Annotated in this window: 19 protein-coding genes; 9 read left to right on the top strand and 10 right to left on the bottom strand. The window is 72.6% G+C overall.

What is annotated here, in order from left to right; translation table 11 throughout:
• Positions 1–30: 30 nt before the first annotated feature.
• The 5 genes from DFP74_RS23740 to DFP74_RS23720 form a co-directional block, all read right to left on the bottom strand.
• Complete coding sequence (locus tag DFP74_RS23740) at positions 31–1005, bottom strand: zinc-binding alcohol dehydrogenase (RefSeq protein ID WP_121184881.1); 975 nt, start codon at positions 1003–1005, stop codon at positions 31–33.
• An 80-nt stretch (positions 1006–1085) separates the two neighbouring features.
• Entirely contained in the window at positions 1086–1775 is a 690-nt protein-coding gene (locus DFP74_RS23735) for a CDP-alcohol phosphatidyltransferase family protein (protein WP_370013424.1), read from the bottom strand.
• A 6-nt stretch (positions 1776–1781) separates the two neighbouring features.
• Complete coding sequence (gene ribA, locus DFP74_RS23730) at positions 1782–2432, bottom strand: GTP cyclohydrolase II (RefSeq protein ID WP_121184879.1); 651 nt, start codon at positions 2430–2432, stop codon at positions 1782–1784.
• Positions 2433–2611: 179 nt separating this feature from the next.
• Positions 2612–4996, bottom strand: coding sequence for a glycoside hydrolase family 3 N-terminal domain-containing protein (locus tag DFP74_RS23725; RefSeq protein ID WP_121184877.1), 2385 nt, complete (start codon positions 4994–4996; stop codon positions 2612–2614).
• A gap of 77 nt (positions 4997–5073) precedes the next feature.
• Positions 5074–5952 (bottom strand): carbohydrate ABC transporter permease, encoded by an 879-nt coding sequence (locus tag DFP74_RS23720; RefSeq protein ID WP_121184875.1) that lies wholly within the window; start codon positions 5950–5952, stop codon positions 5074–5076.
• Between the two features lie 179 nt (positions 5953–6131).
• Between DFP74_RS23720 and DFP74_RS23715 the strand changes: the two genes are divergently transcribed.
• Positions 6132–7337 carry an RNA-guided endonuclease TnpB family protein gene (locus DFP74_RS23715; protein WP_121188471.1) on the top strand — a complete coding sequence of 402 codons (1206 nt, stop codon included), beginning with the start codon at positions 6132–6134 and terminating at the stop codon, positions 7335–7337.
• A 74-nt stretch (positions 7338–7411) separates the two neighbouring features.
• Here the strand turns inward: DFP74_RS23715 and DFP74_RS23710 are convergent, their stop codons facing one another.
• Together DFP74_RS23710 and DFP74_RS23705 are read right to left on the bottom strand one after the other, a co-directional pair.
• On the bottom strand, positions 7412–8407 hold the full coding sequence (locus tag DFP74_RS23710) for a carbohydrate ABC transporter permease (RefSeq protein ID WP_121188470.1): 996 nt from the start codon (positions 8405–8407) through the stop codon (positions 7412–7414).
• 8 nt (positions 8408–8415) lie between these two features.
• Positions 8416–9693: an ABC transporter substrate-binding protein gene (locus DFP74_RS23705; protein WP_121184873.1), complete on the bottom strand. Its 1278-nt coding sequence runs from the start codon at positions 9691–9693 to the stop codon at positions 8416–8418.
• A gap of 200 nt (positions 9694–9893) precedes the next feature.
• On the opposite strand from DFP74_RS23705, the gene DFP74_RS23700 reads away from it, so the two are divergent.
• Positions 9894–10895 carry a LacI family DNA-binding transcriptional regulator gene (locus DFP74_RS23700; RefSeq protein ID WP_121188469.1) on the top strand — a complete coding sequence of 334 codons (1002 nt, stop codon included), beginning with the start codon at positions 9894–9896 and terminating at the stop codon, positions 10893–10895.
• Positions 10896–10928: 33 nt separating this feature from the next.
• Here DFP74_RS23700 and DFP74_RS23695 read toward each other — a convergent pair whose 3' ends face one another.
• Positions 10929–13310: a serine/threonine-protein kinase gene (locus DFP74_RS23695; RefSeq protein ID WP_158613043.1), complete on the bottom strand. Its 2382-nt coding sequence runs from the start codon at positions 13308–13310 to the stop codon at positions 10929–10931.
• 172 nt (positions 13311–13482) lie between these two features.
• Here DFP74_RS23695 and DFP74_RS23690 point away from each other — a divergent pair, with 172 nt between their 5' ends.
• Positions 13483–13908: a DNA-binding protein gene (locus tag DFP74_RS23690; RefSeq protein WP_121188468.1), complete on the top strand. Its 426-nt coding sequence runs from the start codon at positions 13483–13485 to the stop codon at positions 13906–13908.
• Positions 13909–13971: 63 nt separating this feature from the next.
• Here DFP74_RS23690 and DFP74_RS23685 read toward each other — a convergent pair whose 3' ends face one another.
• On the bottom strand, positions 13972–15414 hold the full coding sequence (locus tag DFP74_RS23685) for an L-fucose/L-arabinose isomerase family protein (RefSeq protein WP_121184869.1): 1443 nt from the start codon (positions 15412–15414) through the stop codon (positions 13972–13974).
• A 24-nt stretch (positions 15415–15438) separates the two neighbouring features.
• Positions 15439–16488, bottom strand: a complete 1050-nt coding sequence (locus DFP74_RS23680) for a LacI family DNA-binding transcriptional regulator (RefSeq protein ID WP_121184867.1) — start codon at positions 16486–16488, stop codon at positions 15439–15441.
• Between the two features lie 316 nt (positions 16489–16804).
• On the opposite strand from DFP74_RS23680, the gene DFP74_RS23675 reads away from it, so the two are divergent.
• The 6 genes from DFP74_RS23675 (at position 16805) to DFP74_RS23650 (ending at position 23530) form a co-directional block, all read left to right on the top strand.
• The gene (locus tag DFP74_RS23675; RefSeq protein ID WP_233571124.1) at positions 16805–18328 is read left to right on the top strand and encodes a sugar ABC transporter ATP-binding protein; all 1524 of its coding nucleotides are present in this window, start codon (positions 16805–16807) and stop codon (positions 18326–18328) included.
• Positions 18328–19377, top strand: coding sequence for an ABC transporter permease (locus DFP74_RS23670; protein ID WP_199725763.1), 1050 nt, complete (start codon positions 18328–18330; stop codon positions 19375–19377). The genes DFP74_RS23675 and DFP74_RS23670 overlap by 1 nt, the downstream gene beginning before the upstream one ends.
• Entirely contained in the window at positions 19361–20473 is a 1113-nt protein-coding gene (locus DFP74_RS23665) for an ABC transporter permease (protein WP_121184863.1), read from the top strand. The genes DFP74_RS23670 and DFP74_RS23665 overlap by 17 nt, the downstream gene beginning before the upstream one ends.
• Positions 20470–21537 carry a rhamnose ABC transporter substrate-binding protein gene (rhaS, locus tag DFP74_RS23660; protein ID WP_121184861.1) on the top strand — a complete coding sequence of 356 codons (1068 nt, stop codon included), beginning with the start codon at positions 20470–20472 and terminating at the stop codon, positions 21535–21537. The genes DFP74_RS23665 and rhaS overlap by 4 nt, the downstream gene beginning before the upstream one ends.
• 189 nt (positions 21538–21726) lie before the next feature.
• Positions 21727–22044, top strand: coding sequence for an L-rhamnose mutarotase (locus tag DFP74_RS23655; protein WP_121184859.1), 318 nt, complete (start codon positions 21727–21729; stop codon positions 22042–22044).
• Between the two features lie 37 nt (positions 22045–22081).
• Complete coding sequence (locus DFP74_RS23650) at positions 22082–23530, top strand: BNR repeat-containing protein (protein WP_121184857.1); 1449 nt, start codon at positions 22082–22084, stop codon at positions 23528–23530.
• The last annotated feature ends 5 nt before the right edge of the window (positions 23531–23535 follow it).

Raw genomic sequence — 23535 nt, 5'->3', positions numbered from 1 at the left:
GTGCGGCTCCTCTGGCGGGGTCGGATGCGGTCACGGATAGACGATGCGGTGGCACAGGGCGGGCAGTGACCCGTCGGCGAGCCGGGGCAGGACCGCGGGCAGGTCGTCGAAGGAGCTCTCCCCGGTGAGCAGCGCGTCGAAGGCGGGGTCGGCGAGCAGTTCCAGGGCCAGGTCCAGCCGCTCGCCGTAGCCGCGCCGGCCCCGGCGGGCGGCGGCGACACCGCCGACCTGGCTGGAGCGCAGGGTGATGCGGCGGGAGTGGAAGTCCTCGCCCAGCGGCACGCTCACCGGCCGGTCGCCGTACCAGCTCAGCTCGACCACCTCGCCGTCGGTGGCGGCCACCCGCAGCGCGAGGGCCAGCCCCTCCTCGGTGGCGCTGGTGTGGAAGACCAGGTCGCGGTCGTCGGCGGCCTCCTCGGGCGCGGCGAAGCCCACGCCGAGCCGTTCGGCGACGCGGGCACGGGCCGGGTCGACGTCGATCAGCTCGACCCGTGTGCCCGGCACGCGGGCCAGCAGCCGGGCCACGCAGCAGCCCACCATCCCCGCGCCGATGACGGTGACCCGGTCGCCGAGCCGCGGCGCGGCGTCCCACAGGGCGTTGACGGCGGTCTCCACCGTGCCCGCCAGGATCGCCCGCGCGGGCGGCACCCCCTCGGGCACGAACCGCAGCGCGCCGGCCGGCAGCACGAACCGCGTCTGGTGCGGGTACAGGGTGAACACGGTGCGACCCACCGCGTCCTCCGGGCCCTCCTCGACCACACCGACGTTCAGGTAGCCGTACTTGACGGGGCCCGGGAAGTAGCCCTCCTGGAAGGGGGCGCGCATCACGCGGTGCAGGCGCTCGGGCACACGCCCCTGGAAGACCAGCGTCTCGGTGCCCCGGCTCACCCCGGAGTACAGGGCCCGCACCCGCACCTCGCCGCGTCCGGGTTCGGGCAGCTCGGCGGTACGGATCTCCCCCACACCCGGAGCGCGTACCCAGAACGCCCGTGCCTGTTCGCCCATGTCTCTCCTCGTGCTCATTGCTCACAGCGGACACATCCTCCTCGCGCGCGGCCACCACCCCGTGGTCGGAACCGACCGGTTCACCGGCGACGCGCGGCCAGGGACCCGCGGCACTCACGCGAGCGCCACAGCCGGCGGACGTCACGGCCGAAGGACCACACCAGGGCCGCCAGGGCGGCGGCCACCACCGTGGTGGCGGCCCAGGAAGGCAGCAGCCCCGGGGCCGCCACGACCAGGGCCGTCCCCTGCAGGGCGGCGACCAGCTTGCGCGCGGGACTGGGCGGCAGCGGGCGGGACAGCCAGGGCGCCGCCCACGCGGCGGCGCCGAACACATAGCGCATCGCACCGATGGCCAGCACCCACGGCCCCAGGAACTGCACAGCGTGCACACTCAGGACGAGGATGAGCAGGGCGTCGGCCTCCATGTCGAAGCGCGCGCCGAAGTCCGACTCGGTGCCGGTGCGGCGTGCCACGAACCCGTCCACCAGGTCCAGGAGCAGGGCCGGGACGGCCAGCACCACGATGGACCAGGTGTGGCCGCCGTCGGCGACCAGCGCGGTCACCCCGCAGATGAGGACCGCCCGCACCAGGGTCACGTGGTCGGCCGGGCCCAGGGCGCGACGGCCGGCCCGGCGCATCGCCCATCGCAGCGCGGCGGTGCCGGCCACGAGGTAGAGGGCGCCCACCGCCCAGCCCACCGGGCCCATCCCCGCGACCGCCGCGACCCCCGGCTCCGGCGGGACGCCGGCGGCGACGCTCAGAGCGCGCACGGCCGATCACCCCAGCGCCGGGTCGGATCCGTCCAGGGGCGGTTCCAGGTGGGGCAGGTCGTGGCCCAACCGGTCGCGCTTGGCCGTCAGGTAGGGCAGGTTCTGCGCGCGTGCGGGCGCCAGCAGAGGGACCCGGCAGGCCACCTTGAGGCCGTGCTCCTCCAGGGCGCGCCCCTTGTCGGGGTTGTTCGTCAGCAGCCGGACCGAGCGCACCCGCAGATGGCGCAGCACGCGCGCGGCCGGGCCGTAGTCGCGCGTGTCCACGGGCAGGCCCAGCGCCGTGGCAGAGTCGACCGTGTCCAGGCCCTCCCGGTCCTGGAGGGCGAGGGTGCGGACCTTGGCCAGCAGGCCGATGCCGCGCCCCTCGTGCCCGCGCAGGTACACCAGCACGCCCCGGCCCTCACTGGCGATCCGGTCCAGGGCGGTGTCGAGCTGGTCGCCGCACTCGCAGCGCAGCGCGCCCAGGGCGTCCCCGGTCACACACTCGGAGTGGACGCGGACCAGGACGTCCTCCCCGTCCCCGAGGCGGCCGAGCACGAGGGCCAGGTGCTCGTTGCCGTCCCCGGGGTCGCGGAAGGCCACCACCCGGAACGCCCCCCGCCGCGTCTCCAGTTCGGACTCGGCCACCGCACTCGGGTCAATGTTCTGATCGTTCATACGCCCCTTCGATCCATCGCGGAATCGACTCGCCCGCCGTATCCCCCACCGCTGGATGCCGCACACGCTAGCGGCGCCCCGGGGCGGGTTCAAGCAGTCAGGCGATCGGAAGAGTGGACGTACTCCTGAGCGTCCGCGGGGCCGAGGTGCGACACGGCGGTGGTCACGCCAGGGCGGCGTCAGGACCTGTGACCGTCGGGGCGCACCACCCTGCTCTGCGTGAGGAGGCGGCGGGTGTGCCCGACCTGCCGGACCGGCCCGCGCAGCGTGATCCGCACCAGCAGCCCCGGATCGGCCGAGGACGCGGCCAGGCGCAGCTCCAGGTCGCCCGGATCCACGATCCGGCGCAGGTCGGGCCCGGTGTAGGCGGCCAGGTCCGCGTGGACCGTGAACTCCACCCTACGCTCGTCGCCCGGTTCCAGGTCGACCCGCGCGTAGCCGATGAGCCGCCGGACCGGCCGGGTCACCGACGCCACCGGGTCGCTCAGGTACAGCTGCACCACCTCGGTGCCCGCGACCGGGCCGTCGTTGCGCACCGTGCACGCCACGCGGATCTCCCCGTCGGTGGCCACCTCACGGGCCGGATCGTCCGGACCCTGCACGGCCCCGTCCACCTCCGGCCGCGACCACGAGAAGTCGGTGTAGGACATCCCATGGCCGAAGGCGAAGAGCGGGGTGGGATCCACCGAGCTCACCTCGCTGGGCCCGGCCAGGGGCGGGCCCAGGTAGGTCGAGGGCTGGCCGCCGGGATCGCGCGGCAGACCGAACGGCATCCGGCCGCTGGGGTTGACGCGTCCGGAGAGCACACCGGCCACCGCGGGGCCGCCTTCCTCCCCCGGGAAGAAGGCCTGCACGATCGCGGCCACCCGGTCGCTCAGCCCGTCCAGGGCGTAGGGGCGCCCGCCCAGCTGCACGAGCACCACGGGGGTGCCCGTCGCCGCCACGGCCGCCACCAGGTCGCGTTGCGCCCCGGGCAGGCGCAGATCGGCCGCGTCGCACCCCTCACCCGAGGTCCCGCGGCCGAACAGCCCGGCCCGGTCGCCGAGCGCCACCACGCACACCCGCGCCCCGCGCGCGATCGCCACCGCCTCGGTGATCCCGGAGGTGTCGCCGTCATCCACACCGCATCCGCGCGCGTACACGATGTCGGTCTCGGGCAGCTCGGCGCGCAGCGACTCCAGCACCGTGGGGATCTCCACTCCCAGCGGCAGCCCGGGATGGGCGACCCCCACATGGCTGGGGAAGGAATAGCAGCCCAGCATGGCCTCGGCGGTGTCGGCGTTGGGCCCCACGACCGCGATCGTGCCCCCGGTCGACAGCGGCAGCACGCCGTCGTTGGCCAGCAGCACGACCGACTCCTCCGCCAGGCGCCGGGCCAGGTCGCGCTGCGGCGCCGGATCCAGGTCCACCCCGCCCTCGGCCGCCGCCCCGGCGCCGCCCGCCTCGGGGTCCCAGTCGGGATCCAACAGGCCCAGCTCGCACTTTTGCCGCAGCACCCGGCGGGCCGCCCGGTCCACCAGCGACTCGGGGACCTCGCCCGAGCGCACCGCCTCCACCAGCGGGTCCGCGTAGCAGCGCAGGGTCGGCAGCTCCACGTCCACCCCGGCGGCCAGGGCCAGCGCGGCCGCCTCGCCGTCGGAGCCGGCCACCCGGTGCAGGGTGCGCAGGAAGGTGACGCCGAAGTAGTCGGCCACCACCGTGCCCTCGAAACCCCAGGTGCCGCGCAGCAGCCCGGTCAGCAGCCCCGGGTCGGAGGCCGCGGGCAGGCCGTCGTTGTCGGTGTAGGAGTGCATGACCGACCGGGCGCCCCCGTGGCGCAGCGCCATCTCGAACGGCGGCAGCAGCACGTCGGCCACCTCGCGCGGGCCGACCGGGGCGGGAGCGAGGTTGCGGCCGGCGCGCGAGGCGGAGTACCCCACGAAGTGCTTGAGCGTGGCCACGACCCCGCTCGACTCCAGCCCTCGCACGTAGGCGCCGGCGATCGTGCCGACCAGGTAGGGGTCCTCGCCGATGGTCTCCTCGATGCGCCCCCACCGCAGGTCGCGGGCCACGTCCAGCACTGGAGCGAGCCCTTGGTGGACCCCCACCCGGCGCATCCCGGTGCCGATCTGGGCCGCCATGCGCTCCACCAGGTCCGGGTCGAAGGCCGCGCCCCAGGCGGGCGGCACCGGGTAGACCGTCGCCTTCCAGGTGGTGAACCCGGCCAGGCACTCCTCGTGCACCTGGGCGGGGATCCCGAACCGGTTGGCCGCGGCGACCTCGCGCTGGGACCGCGCCAGGGAGCGCGCCCCCACGGCCGGGTCCACCGGAGCGGTCCCGAAGGGCCGGGTGAGCTGACCGAGTCCGTCGGCGATCGCCTCCCGCCACGCGGGCGGCTCCTCCATGTCGTGCTGGTGGGGCGCGACCCCGGTGTCGCTGTCGTCGGCGCCCACCCACAGGCCGCGCAGCTGCGCGGCCTTCTCCTCCAGGGTCATCCGGCCCAGCAGGTGGTCGACGCGGTCGTCGGTCGGCAGCGCGGGGTCGCGCCACACGTCGAGGGCCGTGGAGTCGGAAGCGCGCGTCATCAGCTCTCTCTCTGTCAGGGTGCTCCGGGTCGCGGAGCCTCGGGGGTGCTCGGGGCCGGGGGCGGCCGCCGGGGGGTTCACTTGCCGCCGACCCCCATCAGTCCGGCCACCAGCGAACGGCGTGCCACCAGGTAGACGATGAAGAGCGGAACGGTGGACAGCACCACGGCGGTGAGCAGGCCGGGCACGTCGACCCGGTACTCGCCCTGGAACTCGAAGAGCCCCATCGTGATGAGCCGCTTGTCGTGCGACTGGGTGAGGATGAGGGGGAAGAGGAACCCGTTCCAGGCCTGCAGGGCGGAGTAGACCGCCACGGTGCTCAGCCCCGGCCGGGACAGCGGCACCACCAGCTGGAGGAAGGTGCGCACCGATCCGGCCCCGTCCAGGGCCATGGCCTCGTACAGCTCCTCGGAGATGTCGCGCATGGACCCCACGAGGATGAGCATGCAGACCGGCAGCGCGAACGCCGCGGTGGGCAGCACGATCGCGGTGAGCGAGTCGTACAGGCCCATCTCCACGATGATCAGGTACACGGGGATGATGACGGCCTGGGAGGGGATCGCCAGCCCCAGCAGGAAGGCGCGGAAGACCCCGGTGGTCCACCGGGTGCGCGAGCGCACCACGGCGTACCCGGCGGTGGCCGAGAGCGCGACGACGATCACCACCACGGCCAGGGTCACGATCGCGGTGTTGAGCACGAAGCCCAGGAGCCCGTTCTCGATCGCGGCGACGTAGTTGCGCAGCGTCGGCTCGCTCGGCGGCGCCAGCGGCCCCTCCGCCGTGTAGTTCTCGCTGCGCTGGAAGGTGGCCACGATCAGGGCGTACAGCGGTACGCCCACGATGGCCAGCCACACCAGCGATCCCGCCCCCGCGAGGAGGTTGGGCCGCCGGCGGTTTCCGGCGGGGCGCCGCGTTCGGGTCCCGGCCGCCGGGGGCCGGGTGGTCGTGGTGGTCATCGGTTTCCTCCGGAGACGCCCCGGCTTTCAGACTGGGGGGGAATCGGGTTTCTGAGGAGAAAGCCGGGAGAAGTCGAAGCGCCAACCGAACGACGTGCCATCGGCGCATGACCGGGTCGAGCCGTCCGGTGCGAATGGGGGACTCTCAACTGTCGTACCTTGCCTCTAAGTTGCCGTTCATGACGCCACCGCCGCAGACGGATCCGGTAGCCGCCATGGCCCGGTACACCTTCCGGCTGCGCGTGTCGTCCACCGCCCGCCAGACCCTCCTTCGGGAGTGGGGCCGGAACCGGTGGGTGTGGAACCAGTGCGTCGCCCAATCCCGCGCCGCCTACAAAAGCGGGCAGAAGTGCGGCCCCGCGATGCTGGACAAGATGCTGACCGGATGGCGGTCGACCAGAAAGTGGCTGCGCAGGGGTGCGTCGGTCCCTCAGCAGCAGACCATCCGCGACTTCGCCGCCGCCCGGTCCACAGCACTCGAGGGCATCAAGAACCGCCTGCCCGTCAAGCAGCGGTCGGGGATGCCCCGGTTCAAGAAGAAGGACGTGTCGGCACCGACGCTGAACTACACCCGGCGCGGGTTCCGCCTCAAAGCCGGCCGGTTGCAGCTGGCCGGAGGCACGGTCGCCACGGTGGTGTGGTCGCGAGAGCTGCCCGCTGAACCGTCGAGCGCGCGCGTGTATCGGGACAGCCTGGGCCACTGGTACTGCTCGTTCGTGGTCCCGGTCCGAACCGAACCGCTTCCGCGGACCGGCCGGGTGATCGGGATCGACTGGGGTGTGGCCGAAACCGCGACCACCACCAGCGACGACCACGACCTGCCACATGCCGGGCACGGTAGGACCGCCGCCCGACGCCTGGCCCGCTACCAGCGGATGATGGCCCGCCGCAAGCCCGCCCGTGGTCGCAGAGCATCCACGGGGTACCGCGAGGCCCAACGGCTGGTCGCCAGAACACACAAGAAGGTGGCTCGGCAACGCCAGGACACAGCCCGCAAGTGGGCGAAAAGGGTTGTCCGTGATCACGATGTCATCGCGATGGAGGACTTCAAGCCCAAGTTCCTCGCCAAGAGCACCATGGCGCGTAAGGCCGCCGACGCGGCGATAGGCCAAGCCAAGCAGGCTTTGGTCGAGATGGGCCGCAAGCACGGCCGGGACCTGCACCTGGTGCACCCGGCCTACACGACCATGGACTGCGGCGACTGCGGTGCGAGAGCCAAACACCGCCTGCCTCTGTCCGAACGTACCTACACATGCACTGCCTGCGGAGCGTCCCGTCCCCGGGACAAGAACTCCGCCCGTGTGGTGCTCGTCCGGGCAGGTCTGGGCCCGGCTGGTGTCGAGGGCGTCAGACCCGAACGTTCGCAGGGCGTTCGGGCGGCCTGAGCCAGGAATCCCCGCACGACTCATGGCGGGAGGGGACGCTTGCACAGGCCCTTTCCCTTCGGAGTGGGGAGTAGTCAAATGCCCTCCCGGGTGCTGCGCATCTTGCCGAAGCCGGTGAAGCGGACCAGCAGCAGGGCGATGACGGTCGCCACGACCACGAGGGTGAAGGCGATCGCGCTGGCGTAGCCCAGCTCCCAGCTGCGGAAGCCCGCGCGGTACATCAGGAACGGCACGATGGTGGTGTCGGTGCCCGGGCCGCCTCCGGTGAGGATCAGCACGGTGTCGAAGTAGGTCAGCGAGCCCACCACCATCAGCACCGACGACGTCGTGATGGTGTGCCGCAGCTGCGGGAGCGTGATGTGCCAGAACGAGCGCAGCGTGCCCGCCCCGTCGATCCGGGCCGCCTCGTACAGGGAGGCCGGGATCTGGCGGGCGCCGCCCTGGTAGAGCAGCATGTGCAGCGGGATGAACTGCCAGGCGGTGACGAACACGATCGTCGCGAACGCGCTCGTGGACCCGCCCAGCACGTCCACCGACCCCAGGCCGAGCCGGGGGCCGACCCAGGCCAGCGGTCCGAAGTTCGGGTCGAGCAGGGCCCGCCAGATGATGGCGATGGCGGCCGAGGACAGCAGCAGGGGCAGGAAGAAGACCGCGGAGAGGATGGCGCGGTTGCGCTGCGGGCCGGCCGCCCAGACCCCCAGCAGCAGGGCGATGGGGGTCTGGACGATCCAGTTCAGCACGGTGAGGACCAGGCTGAGCCACACCGCGCGGCGCATGACCGGGTCATCGACCAGCCGCGACCAGTTCTCCAGGCCGACGAAGCGCGGTGAGCCCAGCCCGCCCCACTGGGTCAGGGACAGGTAGGCCACCAGCACCATCGGCAGCGCGGCGAACAGACCGAAGTACAGCAGGGCCGGCAGGGCCCAGGCCCCGCCCGGGCGGCCCACGTGGCGCATCGAGCGCGCCCCTCGGGGGGAGGGGGTGGGCGCGGTCGGCGCGGAGCCGGTCCGGGCGGGGCGGTTCTGGGAAAGGGTTCTCATCGAGGTCTCACTCGTGTCGCTCCCGGTCACGGAGCCGGTCACAGGGCCGCCAGGGCGTCGACGAACTGCTCGGGCGTGCTCTGGCCGTTGAACAGCGACTCGATCTCGGTGACCATCGGCGTGGCGGTCTCGGGGGGCAGGGCCTGGTCCCAGGAGAGCTGGAAGTGCGGCGCGTCGCGCACCATCTCGTACTGGAAGACGGCGAAGTCGGGGTTGGGGCTGTCGGCGACGGCCTCCTCGGCGTTGGTCGTGGTCGGGACTTCGCCGTTGGCGACCATGTCGGCCACGTACTCCTCCTGGGAGGTGTAGCCCAGGAACTCCTGGGCCGGCTCGGCGAAGTCGGTGTCGGCGGAGATGGAGAAGAAGTTGGTGGGGTTGCCCACCACGTTGGCCGGGTCGCCCTCACCGCCCGGCACGGGCGGGAAGACGGTGTAGCCGAGGTCCTCCTCGGCGAAGGGGCGGTCCTGGTCCAGGTGCGTGGAGTACTCCCACGAGCCCATCAGGTGCATGGCGGCCCGTCCCTCGGACAGGAGCGTGGAGGCGCCGCCCTCGGTGTAGCTGACCGAGGCGTAGGATTCTCCGAACGCACCGCGGTCGACCAGGTCCTGCACGGTCTCGGCGGCCTCCAGGACGGCCGGGTCGCGCCAGCCCTCCATGTCGCCGTCGTGGATGCGCTGGAAGACCTCCGGTCCGCCGATGCGGTCCACGAGGTACTGCAGCCACATCTGCTCGGTCCAGGGGTCGGCCCCGGCCAGGGCGAAGGGCGTCACGCCGGCCTCGTCGAAGGCGTCCACCAGGTCCAGGATGTCCTCCCAGGTCTGCGGCGGCTCGACGCCGACGTCCTCGAACACGGCCTCGTTGTAGAAGAGGATCACCGGCTGGGTGCCGCGCATGGGGATGCCGTACTGCACGTCGTCGACCTTGCCGGCCTCCAGGACGGAGGGGATGAAGGCGTCGGCGAGCTCGGGGTCCTCGGCCAGCAGGTCGTCCAGCGGCATCAGCATGTCCTGGTCGACGTAGGGCTGGATGCTGCCGGCGCCCCAGTTGAAGAAGACGTCGGGCTGCTCGCTGGAGCCCATGGCCGTGCGCAGCCGCTCCTCGTAGTTGTCGCCGGGGACCTCGTCGATGACGGCCTGGACCTCGGACTCCTCGTTGAAGCGTTCGACGGCCGCGTCCTGCACGACGACCAGTGTGTCCTGGTACATCCACACGTGCATGTCGCCGTCCGCGGCGGCGCCGCCACCGCCACCGCACGCGGTGGCGGTGAGGAGGGCCAGAACGGATGCGCCTGCTGCGACGACTCGGGGGGTGGTCATGGGCGAACCTCTTCCGAAACTATCGGATGGTATTTCGATATCTGCGTGGCCCGAATTTACGCTGACGCAACGAGAGGCGTCAATAGCGGTTTCGTTGCGATGCCTTGTGCCGGACCGCTCCAGAGCGCGTAGTATCAGGCGACGTGAGTGCAGACCCGACCCCCGGCCCCGAAGGATCGACGCTCTCGGAGCCGGTCACCATCTCGAAAATTGCGGAAGCCGCCGGTGTTTCGGTGCCGACCGTGTCCAAAGTGCTCAACGGCCGCGCCGACGTGGCCAGCCAGACCCGGGCGCGCGTGGAGGAGCTGATCCGCCGGCACGGCTACCGGCGCCGACGCGGCCCCGGCGGCGGCCGGTCCTCGATGATCGACCTGGTCTTCCACGAACTCGACAGCGCGTGGGCGATCGAGGTCATCCGCGGCGTGGAGAACGTCGCGCGCGCCGAGGGGCTGAGCGTGGTGCTCACCGAGTCGGGCGGCGAGCAGACGCCGCGCGAGGCCTGGGTCGACGCCGTGCTGGCACGCCAGTCGACCGCCGCGATCCTGGTCTTCTCCGACCTGGCGCCCGAGCAGCGTGCCCGCCTGGCCGCCCGCGACATCCCCTTCGTGGTCGTGGACCCCGCCGGCGACCCCGGTCCCGACATGCCGGCGGTGGGCTCGGCCAACTGGAACGGCGGCCTGGCCGCCACCCGCCACCTCATCGACCTCGGCCACCGGCGCATCGGGGTGATCGGCGGTCCGCGGCCCGTGCTGTGCAGCAAGGCCCGCATCGACGGCTACACCTCCGCCCTGGACGCCGCCGGGATCGAGGTGGACCCCGCGCTGATCCGCTACGGCGACTTCCACGTGGAGAGCGGCCGTGACCGCGGGCGCGAGCTGCTCCTGCTGGAGGACCCGCCCACCGCGATCTTCGCCGGCAGCGACCTACAGGCCATGGGCCTGTACGAGGCCGCCCGCGAGCTCGGCGTGCGCATCCCCGAGGACCTCAGCGTCGTCGGCTACGACGACCTGCCCGTCGCCCGCTGGGTGGGGCCGCCGCTGACCACCGTGCGCCAGCCGCTCACCGAGATGGCCGAGGAGGCCACCCGGATGGCGCTCTCCCTCGCCCGGGGGGAGCGTCCGGCCAACCTGCGCCTGGACCTGGCCACCGACCTGATCGTGCGGCGCAGCACGGCGGCTCCGGCCGCTCCGGCGGCCACCTGAGCGCCGACCGCCCGGGGCGCCCCGGCCGGGGGCTCACTCGGGCAGGTCGGCGTCGGCCAGGATCTCGGCCAGTCCCTCGGTGCGGTAGTCGTCCACGACCAGGATCTGCGACTCCGGGAGCAGCCAGTACCGCTGCTCGTAGTAGTTCAGCGGGGTGTTGGGCTCGATGCTCGTCATGCAGGGCATGCTCCACACCCGGTAGTAGGCCATCCGCTCGCCGATCGGGGCCAGGGTCTGCTCCTCCCGCGGCGGCGTCGCGGTGGCTCCCATGGCGGGCGAGCACAACACCGCCCCGCCGGCGGGGTAGTACGGCGCGTCCTCGGTGAGCTCGTCTGCGCTGATGGCGCCGGGACCGGCGATCTCCACGTACGGGCAGTCGAGCCAGTCATCGAACGTGCAGGAGCTGTCAGGGTCGGTACCGACCCTGATCCACTCATCGTCCATCAGCTCGATGCCGTCGTTCGTGAAGAAGGTGCGCTCCTCCCGGAGGACCTCCCACTCCGCGGGGAGCTCCAGTGCCATGCCGCGGTACTCCACCGTCTGGGTGTCCTCCTCCTCGGCCTCGGACCACCGGGCGTCGGCCAGGACCGCGTCGAACTCCTCGATCCCGTAGTCGTCCACGACCAGGGTCTCGCGGTCGTCCAGCAGCCACAGGCGCTGGTCGTGGTAGGCGAGGTCGGACGAGGCGGCGTCGGCGGGGGCGACGCAGACCGCGCGGCCCTCCGCGTACGCGGCCGTCTCACCGCCCGCGTCGCGGTCCTCGCGCTCCCACTGGCCGATCCGCGCGCGGTCCTCGGGGTGGACGGGCACCCCCTCGGGGCAGGGCCGGGGGTCACCGCTCGGGTTGAACGAGTACTGGCCGCCCGCGACCCCGCTCTCCCGCATGGAGGCGTAGCCCTCGCCGCCGTAGTCGATGCCCGCCGGACCGAGCACCTTGACGTGCCGGCACCCCGTGGCCCCCTCGGTGTAGCTCCACTCGACCCCCTCGCAGGCCTCCTGTCCGCCCGGGTACAGGACCAGCCACTCCTCGGTGGTGTAGGGCCCGGGGTCGGAGAAGACCCCGAACTCCTCCTCGACGAACTCCGCCGTCCATCCCTCGGGCAGGGCGATCGACATGCCGCGGTACTCGATCCGCTCCGGCTCCACCGACCGCTCCGCGACGCTCTCCTGGCCGCCGAACGGCCAGACCGGCTCGCCGTTGTACAGCTGTCCGGCGGTCCATCCGCCCGACGCGACGGCGGTGACGCTCGCGACCGCCACCAGGGCGGCCGTGGCCTTGCTCATGCCCGCGACGGTCCCCGCTCCGACGGCCGACGCGGCACCCGACGCCGCGCCTGACGCCGCGCCCGAGGCGGCCCCCGACGCGGCGCCCGAGGCCGCTCCGGACGCCGCACCCGTGAACGCGCCGCCTCCCGCCACGGCGGCCGAGGACCCCGACAGCAGGGCCACGGAGCCGGCCGCCGCCACCCAGGGGCCGGCGCCGCGCACGGCCTCGAACCCGGTCCAGGCGGACGAGAGCAGCGCGCGCAGCCGGTCGCGGGCGGCCTCCTGGCCCGGCGCCGCCGCCCCGGCCAGGGCCAGCACCTCGGCGAAGGCCTCGGCTGCGGAGGGCCGCCCCCGCGGGTCCCGCTCCAGCGCCCGGGCGACCAGCGACCGCAGTTCCTCGGGCACTCCGTCGAGGTCGGGTTCGGCCTCGCGCGTGCGCGCCAGCAGGGTGGCGGTGTCGCCCCGGCCGAACGGCCCGTGTCCGGTGGCCGCGTACACGACCAGGCCGCCCCAGGCGAACACGTCCGAGCGCGGGTCGGCGGCCACCCCCTCCAGGCGTTCGGGGGCGATCCACCCCGGGGTGCCGAACACCCCGGCCTCGGCGGTCTCGTCACGGGTGTCGCGGGCGATCCCGAAGTCCAGCAGCCGGGGGCCCGCCAGGGCGAGGATGACGTTGGCGGGCTTGACGTCGCGGTGGACGATCCCGGTGGCGTGGACGGCCGACAGCGCCTCGGCGGTACCGGCGGCGAACGACAGCAGCCGGTCGCCGCCGAGCGTGCCGAGTTCGCGCACGTGCCCGCTCAAGGTGCGGCCCGCCACGAACTCGGTCGCCATCCACGGCTGCTCGGCGTGCGGGTCCGCGCCGAGGAAGGCCGGGGCGCACTCGGCGTCGACCCGCGCCAGCAGCGCGGCCTCGCGGACGAACTGCTCGCGAAAGACCGGGTCGGCGGCGTGGCGCGGATGGACGACCTTGAGGGCGACGTGCCGGCCCTCGCGGTCCAGCGCGCCGTAGACGGTTCCCATGCCTCCCGCGCCCACCCTGCCGACGAGGGCGAACGGGCCGATGGCGGCCGGGTCGGCCGGTTCGAGCGGGGCGAACCCCTCAGGAAGCGGGCGAGGGGAGGGGGAGTCCGATTCGGGGGTGTGCACTGCGCTCCGTCCGGTCCGGATCCCGGAACGGCGGTCCGGAATCGAGTGACAGCGCCTGGTGAGAGTGCTCGCGCGGCCGAACGGTTCTGGTGGGCCACCGACTTCACAGGCATGAACGAACCGTTTAAAACAATGAGTTGACAACGGGTCATTCACAAACCACCATGGAGGCATGAGCGAACACCGTGACGCCTTCACCCCGCCCGACCCCGACCGTGAGCGCCGCCGCCGGAGCCACGAAGCGCTGGCGCGCATCACCGAACGCCACGCCGTCGGAGAGGACCGCCTCCGCTGGGACGAGTACCGCAGGCCCATGGCGCCCTTCGACGCCGTGCGCCGGGTGAGCGACGCGGCGGCGGGCAGCGCTCCGCCCCAGGACGGCGAGCCCGCCGTCGACCGCGAGGACCTCACCGCCGCGCTCTCCCTGCTGCCGACCGCGCGGGCCGAGTTCGACCAGATGGAACTCGGCGTCCTGGAGATGGCCAAGGGCCGCGGGATGACCTGGCAGGAGATCGCCTTCGGTCTCGGTCTGGGTACCGCCCAGGCCGCCCGCCAGCGCCACGAGCGCCTCAGCCGGCGGGCCGGCCCCGACGCCTGACCCGCCCGTGCACGGCGGCGGCCCCCGGCGCCCGCCTCGGGCACCGGGGGCCGCCGCCGGCGGTCACACCGTGAGGTGGACGTACTCCAGCCCCATGAGGTCGGCCACGGCGCGCACGTCGGCCGCGCGGTGGCCGGTGCCCAGTGCCCAGTGGTGGGCGATACCGGTGGCGCTCCAGGCGTCCACCCACTCCCCGGGGTCGCAGTCGAAGTCCACGCGCGAGGTCGTGTTGCCGATCCGCAGCAGCGGGCCCTCGCCCGTGCGGCCCTGCGCGGTCAGCAGCGCGAACGACCCGTCCCGGCGCTGGATCACTCCGAACAGGGTCACCGGGCCGGGCTTGACGTCGAACTCCACCGAGACGCCGTAGCCGCGCTTGCCGTGGAAGACGCCCAGGCCGCGCAGCAGCGGGCGGCGCGCGCTGATCGCCAGGTGCGCGGGGCCGTCGTGGCCCATCTCCACGTGGCCGCGGGTGAAGTCCAGGGCCTGGAGCTCGGTGAACGATCCGCCGCCGCCCAGCCGGTCCATCATGAGCATCGCCATGCACGTGCGCAGTTCGAACTCGCCCACGGCCGGCACGCCCCGGGCGGTCAGCAGGGAGGCGCCCAGGATCATCCCGGCGCCGAGGCGCTCGTGCAGCTCGCCGGACAGGCCCCGGTGGTAGTACGACAGGCTGTCCAGGGCGAAGTCGGCCACGAGGCGGTCGAGCCCCACGGCGACCTGGGCGCCCCAGCGAAAGTCCTCGGCCACCACGGAGTCGGTCACCTCGAACACCTCGCGCGCCTCGTCCAGCTTGGCCGCCACCGCGGCCTCCCCGGCGTCGGGCACGCGCTCGCGCAGGTCGTCGAACTCCAGGACCTCCACGTGCCCGCCGAGGTTGCGGGTGATGAGCGTGGGGTCGGTGGCCACGTCCATCATCCCGGGGTAGACGTGGCCCATGAGCCCGTGCCGGGCGCGCTCCATGGTCGCCCGCACCCCGGCGGCGCGGATCCAGCGGCCGATGCGTTCCCAGGCCCGCTCGTCCTCCAGGTAGCCCGACACCGAGCGGAACTCCACGCCCAGGCGCTCGAACAGGTTGGCCATCTCCGGCAGGGGGCAGGCGCCGCAGTAGGCCAGCCACTGGCCGGTGTCGAAGGACTCGTGGTCCATCGAGGCGGTCGGCTGCAGGTTGACGAACAGGACGGGCGCCTGGCTGCGCCGGGCGATCGGCGCGACCATGGACGAGGTCATGTACGTCGTCAGGAAGCACACGATGAGGTCGCAGTCGGCGGAGCGCAGCCGGTCGGCGGCGGTCGCCCCCTCCTCGGCGTCGCTGACGAACCCGACGTCCACGACACGGGCGTCGAAACCGCGCATCCGCTCGGCCACGCGCTCGGCGGAGCGCCGCAACTGGGGGAGCAGGTCCGGGAACTGCGGCCAGTACGTGCCCAGGCCGCCCGCCACCAGGCCCACGGTGGGTCCGGTGCGGTGGGCGAGGGGCGTGCTGTCGGTGTCGGATGCGGCGGTCATGCTGGGCGCTCCTTGTCGGGGGGGTCAGGTACGGCGCGCGGCCGTGGACCCCCGGACCACGAGCTCGGGCGTGAACCACGTGCGTTCGTGCCGGTGGTCGGGGTCGTTGAGCTCCGAGACGAGCAGGCGCATCGCCGCACGGCCCAGGTCGAACTTGGGCTGGGCGACCGAGGTCAGTCCGGGGTGGACGAGGTCGGCGAAGTCGACGTTGTCGTAGCCGATGACGGAGATGTCCTCGGGCACGTGGATCCCGCGCCGGCCCAGGCCCTTCATCAGGCCCAGTGCCAGCTGGTCGTTGGCGCAGAAGACGGCCTGGGGGCGCCGCCGGGGGCCGCCGGCCAGGACCGCGTCGACGGCGCGCTCCCCGTGCTCGGCGTTGAGCTGGGGCTGCTCGATCACGCGGACGGCCTCGTCGGGGTCCAGGTGCGACTCCACGCACGCCTCCCGCAGCCCTTCGTGGCGGCGCCGTACCTGCTCGATCGCGAACGGGCCGGTCAGGAAGGTGATCCGCTCGTGTCCCAACCCGATGAGGTGGCGTCCGGCGGCGAGCCCGCCCGCGTGGTTGTCCACGCTGACGCTGCAGCCGACCTCCTCCGACACGTCGCCCCGGTCCAGGGCCACCCAGGCGGTGCCCTGCCTGGCCAGCCAGATCAGGTCGGACAGGTCGTCGTCGACGGGCATGACGACGGCGCCCGCCGCGCGCTGTTCGGCGAGCAGGCGCAGGTTGCGGCGCTGGCGGTCCTGCTGCTCCGCGGAGTTGAGCAGGACCACGGCCAGTCCGGCCTCGGCCGCCTCCTGCTCGACGCCGCGGGCGACCTCGGTGAAGAAGGGGTTGGTGACGTCCAGGACCAGCAGGCCCACGGAGCCGCTGCGGCCCGAGCGCAGACTGCTGCCCGAGGAGTTGCGCACGTAGTCGAGCTCGGCGATGGCCGCCTCGACCTTGCGCCGGGTCGTCGCGGCGACGCGCTCGGGCCGGTTGAGGACGTTGGACACCGTGCCGGGGGAGACCCCGGCACGGCGGGCGACCTCGGTGATGCCCACCGTACGACGGGTGGCGCGCGGGCTGGGGCTCAAGGGATCTCCACGGGTGCTCGAACGGTCGGGCGACGCGCTCGAATGCTACTGACACGGCCCTCAGAACGTCGGTTCATGCTCACACTCGGATTGAAACGTGTCAATAACCTTCCGGAACCGGGTGCCCCGGGCAGTGGGGAGCCAGAGGGCGGGCGGGGTACGGGGTCGATGTCGTTACCAGCGCAATACCTGGGATTTCTCCGGTGATCCCCTTGACGGGGTGGTGTGCTGGACTTAACATCCACTTCATATTAAAACGTTTTTGCACGAATCTCCTGGACCCCAGGGGATCGGCACAGGAAGAAGGAGGACGCACGTGACGGACGACCGATCACCAGTGCCTCCGCCTCTCGCGCTGGTGGACGTCACGAAGTCCTTCGGGAGCGTCAGAGCGCTACGGGGACTGAGCCTGCACCTGCGTGCCGGTGAGATCCACGCGCTCGTGGGGGAGAACGGCGCGGGCAAGTCCACGCTGGTCAAGACCATAGCCGGTGTCCACCGGCCCGACGGCGGCGAGGTCCTGGTCGACGGCCGGCCCACCGAGTTCACCGCGCCCGCCGACGCCCAGCGCGCCGGCGTCGCGGTCATCTACCAGGAGCCGACCCTCTTCCCCGACCTGTCGGTGGCCGAGAACATCTTCATCGGCCGCCAGCCCCGTACCCGGCTGGGCACCATCGACCGCGCCCGCATGCGCCGCGACACCGACGAGGTGTTCGCCCGCCTGGGCGTGGCGATCGAACCCGACCGCCCCGCGCGCGGACTGTCCATCGCCGACCAGCAGCTGGTCGAGATCGCCAAGGCCATCACCCGTCACGCCCGCGTCCTGGTCATGGACGAACCCACCGCCGCGCTGTCCGGCGTCGAGGCCGAGCGGCTGTTCACCGTCGCCCGCACCCTGCGCGACGAGGGCGCGGCCCTGCTGTTCATCTCCCACCGCTTCGACGAGGTGTTCGGTCTGTGCGACCGCATCACCGTCGTGCGCGACGGCGCCTTCGTCTCCTGTGACCCCACCGCGGACCTGGACGTGGACACCGTCGTGCGGCGCATGGTCGGGCGCGACGTCGCCAGCCTCTACCCCAAGGAGGACGCCGAGTTCGGCGACACCGTCCTGGAGGTCGAGGGCCTGACCCGCGAGGGCGTCTTCGCCGACGTGTCCTTCTCGGTGCGCTCCGGCGAGATCGTCGCCCTGGCCGGGCTCGTGGGCGCGGGGCGCAGCGAGGTGGTCCGCGCCGTCTTCGGCGTCGACCGCTACGACGCCGGCACCGTCCGCGTCGGCGGAAAGGCCCTGCCCGCGGGCCGTCCGCGCGCCGCCATGGCCGCCGGCATGGCCCTGGTCCCCGAGGACCGCCGCCAGCAGGGACTGGTCATGGAGTCCTCCATCGAACGCAACGCGACCGCCACCCGGCGGCGCCTGCTCAGCCGCTTCGGGCTGCTCCGCGCCCGATCCGAACGCGAGAGCGCCCAGGAGTGGGGCGGTCGGCTCCAGCTCAAGTGCGGCGCCTTCACCGACCCCGTCTCCACGCTCTCCGGCGGCAACCAGCAAAAGGTCGTCCTGGCCAAGTGGCTCTCCACCGAGCCGCGCGTGCTGTTCGTCGACGAGCCCACCCGCGGCATCGACGTGGGCACCAAGGCCGAGGTCCACCGCCTGCTGTCCTCCCTCGCGGGAGAGGGGCTGGCCATCGTCATGGTCTCCAGCGAACTCCCGGAGGTCCTGGGCATGGCCGACCGGGTCCTGGTCATGCACGAGGGCCGCGTCACCGCCGAACTCGACCGCGCCCAGGCCGACGAGGAGTCGGTCATGTACGCGGCCACCGGACAGCGACCGAGCGAGGCCGCCTGATGAGCACACCCACCACCGCCCCCACCCCCTCGACCACGGGGGCGCCGCCCCCGTCCACCGCCCGGGCCGCCCGGCGCCGGCCCCAGGTCCGCGAACTCGGCGTCCTGCTGGCCGTCGTCGTCCTCATCGCGGCCACCTGGCTGCACAACCCCGGCTTCCTGTCCCACCAGGGCGTGCGCGACCTGTTCCTGGGCGCCACCGTCCTGGCGGTCCTGGCCGTGGGCCAGGCCCTGGTCCTGATCACCAAGAACGTCGACCTGTCGGTCGGCTCGGTCATGGGCCTGTCGGCCTTCGGCACCGGCATCCTCTTCGTCACCTTCCCGGGCCTGCCGGTCCCGGTCGTCATGCTCGCGGGTGTGCTGATCGGTCTGGCCTGCGGCCTGGCCAACGGCCTGCTCGTCACCACCGTGCAGGTCCCGGCCCTGGTCGTCACCCTGGGGACCCTGTACGCCTACCGCGGCCTCAACCACTGGTGGGCGAGCGGCGGACAGGTCAACGCCCACGACATGCCCGCGTCCTTCCTCACGCTGGGCCGGGTCCCCGTCCTCGGGGTGCCCCTGCCCGCGGCGATCGCCGTCGTGGTGGTCGTGGTCGTGGGCCTGTACCTGGCCCACTTCCGCTCCGGACGCGAGCTCTACGCGATCGGCTCCAACGCCGACGCCGCGCGCCTGTCCGGCATCCCCGCCGGCCGCCGCGTCATCACCGCCTTCGCGGTCAACGGCGCCCTGGCCGGGCTCGCGGGCGTGCTGTTCGCCGCCCGCTACGGCACCGTCGACTCCACCGTCGGCACCGGCATGGAGCTGCAGGTCGTCGCGGCGGCCGTGGTCGGCGGCGTGGCCATCGCCGGGGGAGTGGGCACCGTCTACGGCGCCGCCCTGGGTGCCGTGCTGCTCACCACCATCACCGCGGCCCTGCCCATCTGGCAGATCGACCAGTTCTGGCAGCAGGCCGTGGTGGGCGCGCTCATCCTGGCCGCCATCGGCCTGGACCGCCTGCTGGCGCTGCGCACGGCCCGCAAGCTTCGAGGAGGAGGTGCCCGTGGCGCCTGAACGCGTCATCTCCAGCCCGGCCGTCGCCCCGGCGACCGGCCCCGACCGGCCCGGGGGCGCTCGGCGGATCGCCTCGCTGCTGTCCCTGCGCGAGTCACCGGTCATCGCCGCACTCGTCGTGGCACTGCTCGGCGCGTCCCTGTTCGTCGACATGTTCGCGTCCGGACGCAACATCAGCTTCCTGCTCCTGAGCGTGGCCGCCATCGCCCTGATGGCCCTGCCGATGACCCTCATCGTCGTCACCGGCGAGATCGACCTGTCGGTGGCGAGCACGCTCGCCCTGACCAGCGCCACCCTGGGCGTGCTGTGGGAGTCCGGGGTGCCCATCGAGTCGGCACTGTGGATCTGCCTGGCCGTCGGTGCGGCCCTGGGCGCCGTCAACGGCGTCCTGGTCACCGTGATGGGACTGCCGTCGCTGGCCGTGACCATCGGCACGATGGCCCTGTACCGCGGCCTGGCCTATGTCCTGCTGGGCGACCGGGCCGTGGCCAGCTACCCGCAGAGCTGGGTCAGCGGGGCCCGTGCGCCCTTCCTCGGCATCCAGGGACTGCCGTGGATCGCCGTGGCCGTCCTGGTCCTGGCGGTGCTCTTCGCCGTCCTGCTGCACGCCACGTCGATCGGCCGCTCGCTGTTCGACATCGGCAACAACGACGAGGCCGCGCGCTTCACCGGAACGCCCGTCCGATGGACGAAGTTCTGGCTGTTCACCCTCAGCGGTGTCGTCGCCGCCGGAGCGGGCGTGTTCTGGACCCTGCAGTACGGCACCTCCCGGGCCGACACGGCCTTCGGCCTGGAATTGCAGGTCGTGGCCGCCGTCCTGCTCGGCGGGGTGTCCATCTTCGGCGGGGTCGGCTCGATCCTCGGCGTCATGTGCGGCGTCCTGCTGCTCGGCGTCATCCGCAACGCGCTCCAGCTCTTCGGGCTCTCCAGCGAGGTCCTGCAGATCGTCACCGGTCTGATCCTCATCGCCTCCGTGGTCACGCCCAACCTCGTGGCCAAGGTCCGCGCCAGACGTGCGCCCGCCGCCGCGCCCGTGGCCACACCCGCGCCCGCACCCAGCTCCACCGACCGTCCAGACAACGGAGAACAGTCATGATCGATCCCCTGCGCCCGCGCCACCTGGCCCTGGTCGCCACGGCCGCCGCGGTGCTGATGACCGCCGCGTGCGGCGGCACCACCATCGACGACGCCGACGAGTCGGGCGGCTCCGGTCCGACCGGCACCGCCGACCCCGACGCGGAGATCCCCGAGGGCCTGAAGATCGACTTCCTGCCCAAGCAGCTCAACAACCCCTACTCCGACATCGTCAACGCCGGTGGCGCGCAGGCGGTCGAGGAACTGGCGGGCGAGTACACCGAGCGCGGCGGCACCGAGCCCACCGCCGACTCCCAGGTGGAGTACATCAACGCCGCCAGCCAGGCGGCCAGCGACGTCATCGTGATCGCCGCCAACGACCCCGACGCGGTCTGCCCGGCGCTCAACGAGGCCCGTGACAACGGCGCCGCCATCGTGGGCTACGACTCCAACGCCAACTGCACCGACGTGTTCGTCAACCAGTCCTCCGACGAACTGATCGGGCGCGCGCTGGTGGAGATGATCTCCGCGCAGCTCGACGGCGAGGGCACCTTCGCGGTCCTGTCGGCCACCCCCAACGCCACCAACCAGAACACCTGGATCGCGGCGATGGAGGAGGTTCTGCAGGAGGACGAGTACGCCGACCTGGAACTGGTCGACACCGTCTACGGCAACGACGACGACCTGGAGTCCTTCCAGGAGATGCAGGGCCTGATGCAGTCCTACCCGGACCTGGACGGCGTCGTGTCGCCGACCACCGTGGGCATCGCCGCCGCGGCGCGCTACGTCAGCGACTCCGAGTACAAGGGCGAGGTCGCCATCACCGGTCTGGGCACGCCCAACCAGATGCGCGAGTTCGTCGAGGACGGCACCGTCGAGGAGTTCGCGCTGTGGAACCCGCACGAGCTGGGCTACCTGGCCGGCTACACGGGTGCCGCGCTCAAGGCCGGACAGATCACCGGTGCCGAGGGCGAGACCTTCACCGCCGGTGAGCTGGGCGAGTACACCGTCGGTGAGGACGGCGAGGTCGTTCTCGGCCCGCCGACGGTCTTCAACGAGGACAACATCGACGACTTCGACTTCTAGAGTCCTGCTCCGGGCGGGCCGCGACGGCGATCGCGGCCCGCCCGTCACCCACCACCGGCCGGGGGCGCTTCGCGCGGGGGCGGCCACCCTCAACGGACGCCTTCGGCGCAGCCCCGCCCGCGCGTCACCCACCACCCGCCCGGAGCTCATCGTGGGGCGACGGCCCCGCCCTCCCTGGAAAGGAACACCGTGCAGCGCGTCTGCTTCATCCTGAAGGTCCGCCAGGAGCGACTGGAGGAGTACAAGGAACGGCACGCCGCCGTGTGGCCCGAGATGCGCGCCGCGCTCAGCGACACCGGCTGGCACAACTACTCCCTCTTCTGTACCGACGAGGGCATGGTCGTGGGCTACCTGGAGACCGAGGACTTCGAGGCGGCCCGCGCGGCGATGGCCCGCACCGACGTCAACGACCGCTGGCAGGCCGAGATGGCGCCCTTCTTCGAGGGACTGCCCGGCCGCCCCGACGAGGGCATGCTCCCCCTCACCGAGATCTTCCACCTGGCCTGACCCGGCACCGCCCCCCGCCCCCGTCGAAAGGCACCGGATGCCCCTCCGCACCGCCTCCCGCGCCCGCGTCCTGAACTCCGCCCTCGCACTGACACTGGCCGCCCCCCTCGTGGGCGCCCTGGCCTCCCCGGCCGCGGCGGCCGTCGAGCCAGCGGCCACCCCGCTGGGGTCGCAGACCCTGGACGAGCAGGCCCTGTACTTCGTCTCCTACGACGGCCTGGTCAACAACGGCTCCTACCAGCAGTCCGGCATCATCACCCACGGCGACCACCAGTACGCCGCCTGGTACACCGAGAGCCGGCACGCCGTCCTGGCCCGCCGCGACCTCGGCGGCGGCGACTGGCAGACCCTGGAACTGCCGCACCGGCTCAGCGTCGACGACTCGCACAACAGCATCTCGCTGGGCGTCTCCGACGAGGACCGCAGCCTGCACGTGGCCATGGACACCCACAACAACCGCGTCCACTACACGCGCTCGGTCCGGGGCCTGCTCTCCGGCGACGCCCCCTGGTCCCTCGACTCCTTCGCACCGATCAGCCGGGACCTGGACGGGCTCGACCTCGGCTCGATCACCTACCCGCGGTTCATCAGCGCCCCCGACGACGGACTGCAGCTGGCCTACCGGACCGGCGGATCCGGTGACGGCACCCTGGAACTGGCCGAGTACGACGGGGACGACGACGGCGACGGCCACTGGGAGCACCTGGGCGCGTGGTCCTCCCCCGAGGGCTCCTACGAGGCCAACGGCGCGGTCAGCACCAGCCGAAACATGTACCTGCACGGCATCGGCTACGGTGACGACGGCCGCCTGCACGCGTCGTTCACCTGGCGCGAGACGGCCGCGGGCGGCGACATCCTCTGCCACCCCGGCGGACTGTCCAACCACGACACCGGCTATGTCTACAGCGACGACGAGGGCCGCACCTGGCGCACGGACGACGGCGCCGTGGCCGCGGTCACCGGGACCTCGCGGCGGGTGTCCGTGGACACCCCCGGCCACGTGGTCGACCCGCTGCCGCTGAACTACGCCCTGATGAACCAGGAGTCGCAGGCGGTCGACGGAGAGGGCAACCCGCACATCCTCATCAGCTACCGGCCGGGCCGGTTCGGGCACTGCTCCACCGACTTCGTCGGCGACCGCCGGAGCCAGGGGTACGTCTTCCACCTGCACCAGGACGACGCGGGCCAGTGGCACAAGGTCGAGATCCCCGAGCCGCTCCAGGCCTTCGGCCGCTCCCGGCTGGTCATGACCGACGAGGACACCGCCTACGTCGTCATGCCCTTCGGCCGGATCATGGCGGCGACGGCCGGGTCCGGCTGGACGGACTGGACGATGGTCCACGACGGCTCCGACATCGACGCCTTCGGCGAGGTTCTCGTCGACGAGTCCAGGGTCGCCGCCGAGGGCGTGCTGTCGATCCTGTACCAGGAGGCGGGCGAGCGCCCCTCCACCCCCATCCGGGTCGCCGACTTCCGGCTCGGCTGATCCGG

The sequence above is a fragment of the Nocardiopsis sp. Huas11 genome (assembly GCF_003634495.1).
In the GTDB taxonomy this organism is placed as follows: Bacteria; Actinomycetota; Actinomycetes; order Streptosporangiales; family Streptosporangiaceae; genus Nocardiopsis.
Note: the sequence above shows the minus strand (reverse complement) of the source record. Positions and strands in the feature narration are given on the sequence as shown.

Excerpts from the sequence above, each read along its gene's own strand:
- DFP74_RS23740 (WP_121184881.1), bottom strand. The coding sequence starts at position 1,005 with ATGGGCGAACAGGCACGGGCGTTCTGGGTACGCGCTCCGGGTGTGGGG.
- ribA (WP_121184879.1), bottom strand. The coding sequence starts at position 2,432 with ATGAACGATCAGAACATTGACCCGAGTGCGGTGGCCGAGTCCGAACTG.
- DFP74_RS23725 (WP_121184877.1), bottom strand. The coding sequence starts at position 4,996 with ATGACGCGCGCTTCCGACTCCACGGCCCTCGACGTGTGGCGCGACCCC.
- DFP74_RS23720 (WP_121184875.1), bottom strand. The coding sequence starts at position 5,952 with ATGACCACCACGACCACCCGGCCCCCGGCGGCCGGGACCCGAACGCGG.
- DFP74_RS23715 (WP_121188471.1), top strand. The coding sequence starts at position 6,132 with ATGACGCCACCGCCGCAGACGGATCCGGTAGCCGCCATGGCCCGGTAC.
- DFP74_RS23705 (WP_121184873.1), bottom strand. The coding sequence starts at position 9,693 with ATGACCACCCCCCGAGTCGTCGCAGCAGGCGCATCCGTTCTGGCCCTC.
- DFP74_RS23690 (WP_121188468.1), top strand. The coding sequence starts at position 13,483 with ATGAGCGAACACCGTGACGCCTTCACCCCGCCCGACCCCGACCGTGAG.
- DFP74_RS23685 (WP_121184869.1), bottom strand. The coding sequence starts at position 15,414 with ATGACCGCCGCATCCGACACCGACAGCACGCCCCTCGCCCACCGCACC.
- DFP74_RS23670 (WP_199725763.1), top strand. The coding sequence starts at position 18,328 with ATGAGCACACCCACCACCGCCCCCACCCCCTCGACCACGGGGGCGCCG.
- rhaS (WP_121184861.1), top strand. The coding sequence starts at position 20,470 with ATGATCGATCCCCTGCGCCCGCGCCACCTGGCCCTGGTCGCCACGGCC.
- DFP74_RS23650 (WP_121184857.1), top strand. The coding sequence starts at position 22,082 with ATGCCCCTCCGCACCGCCTCCCGCGCCCGCGTCCTGAACTCCGCCCTC.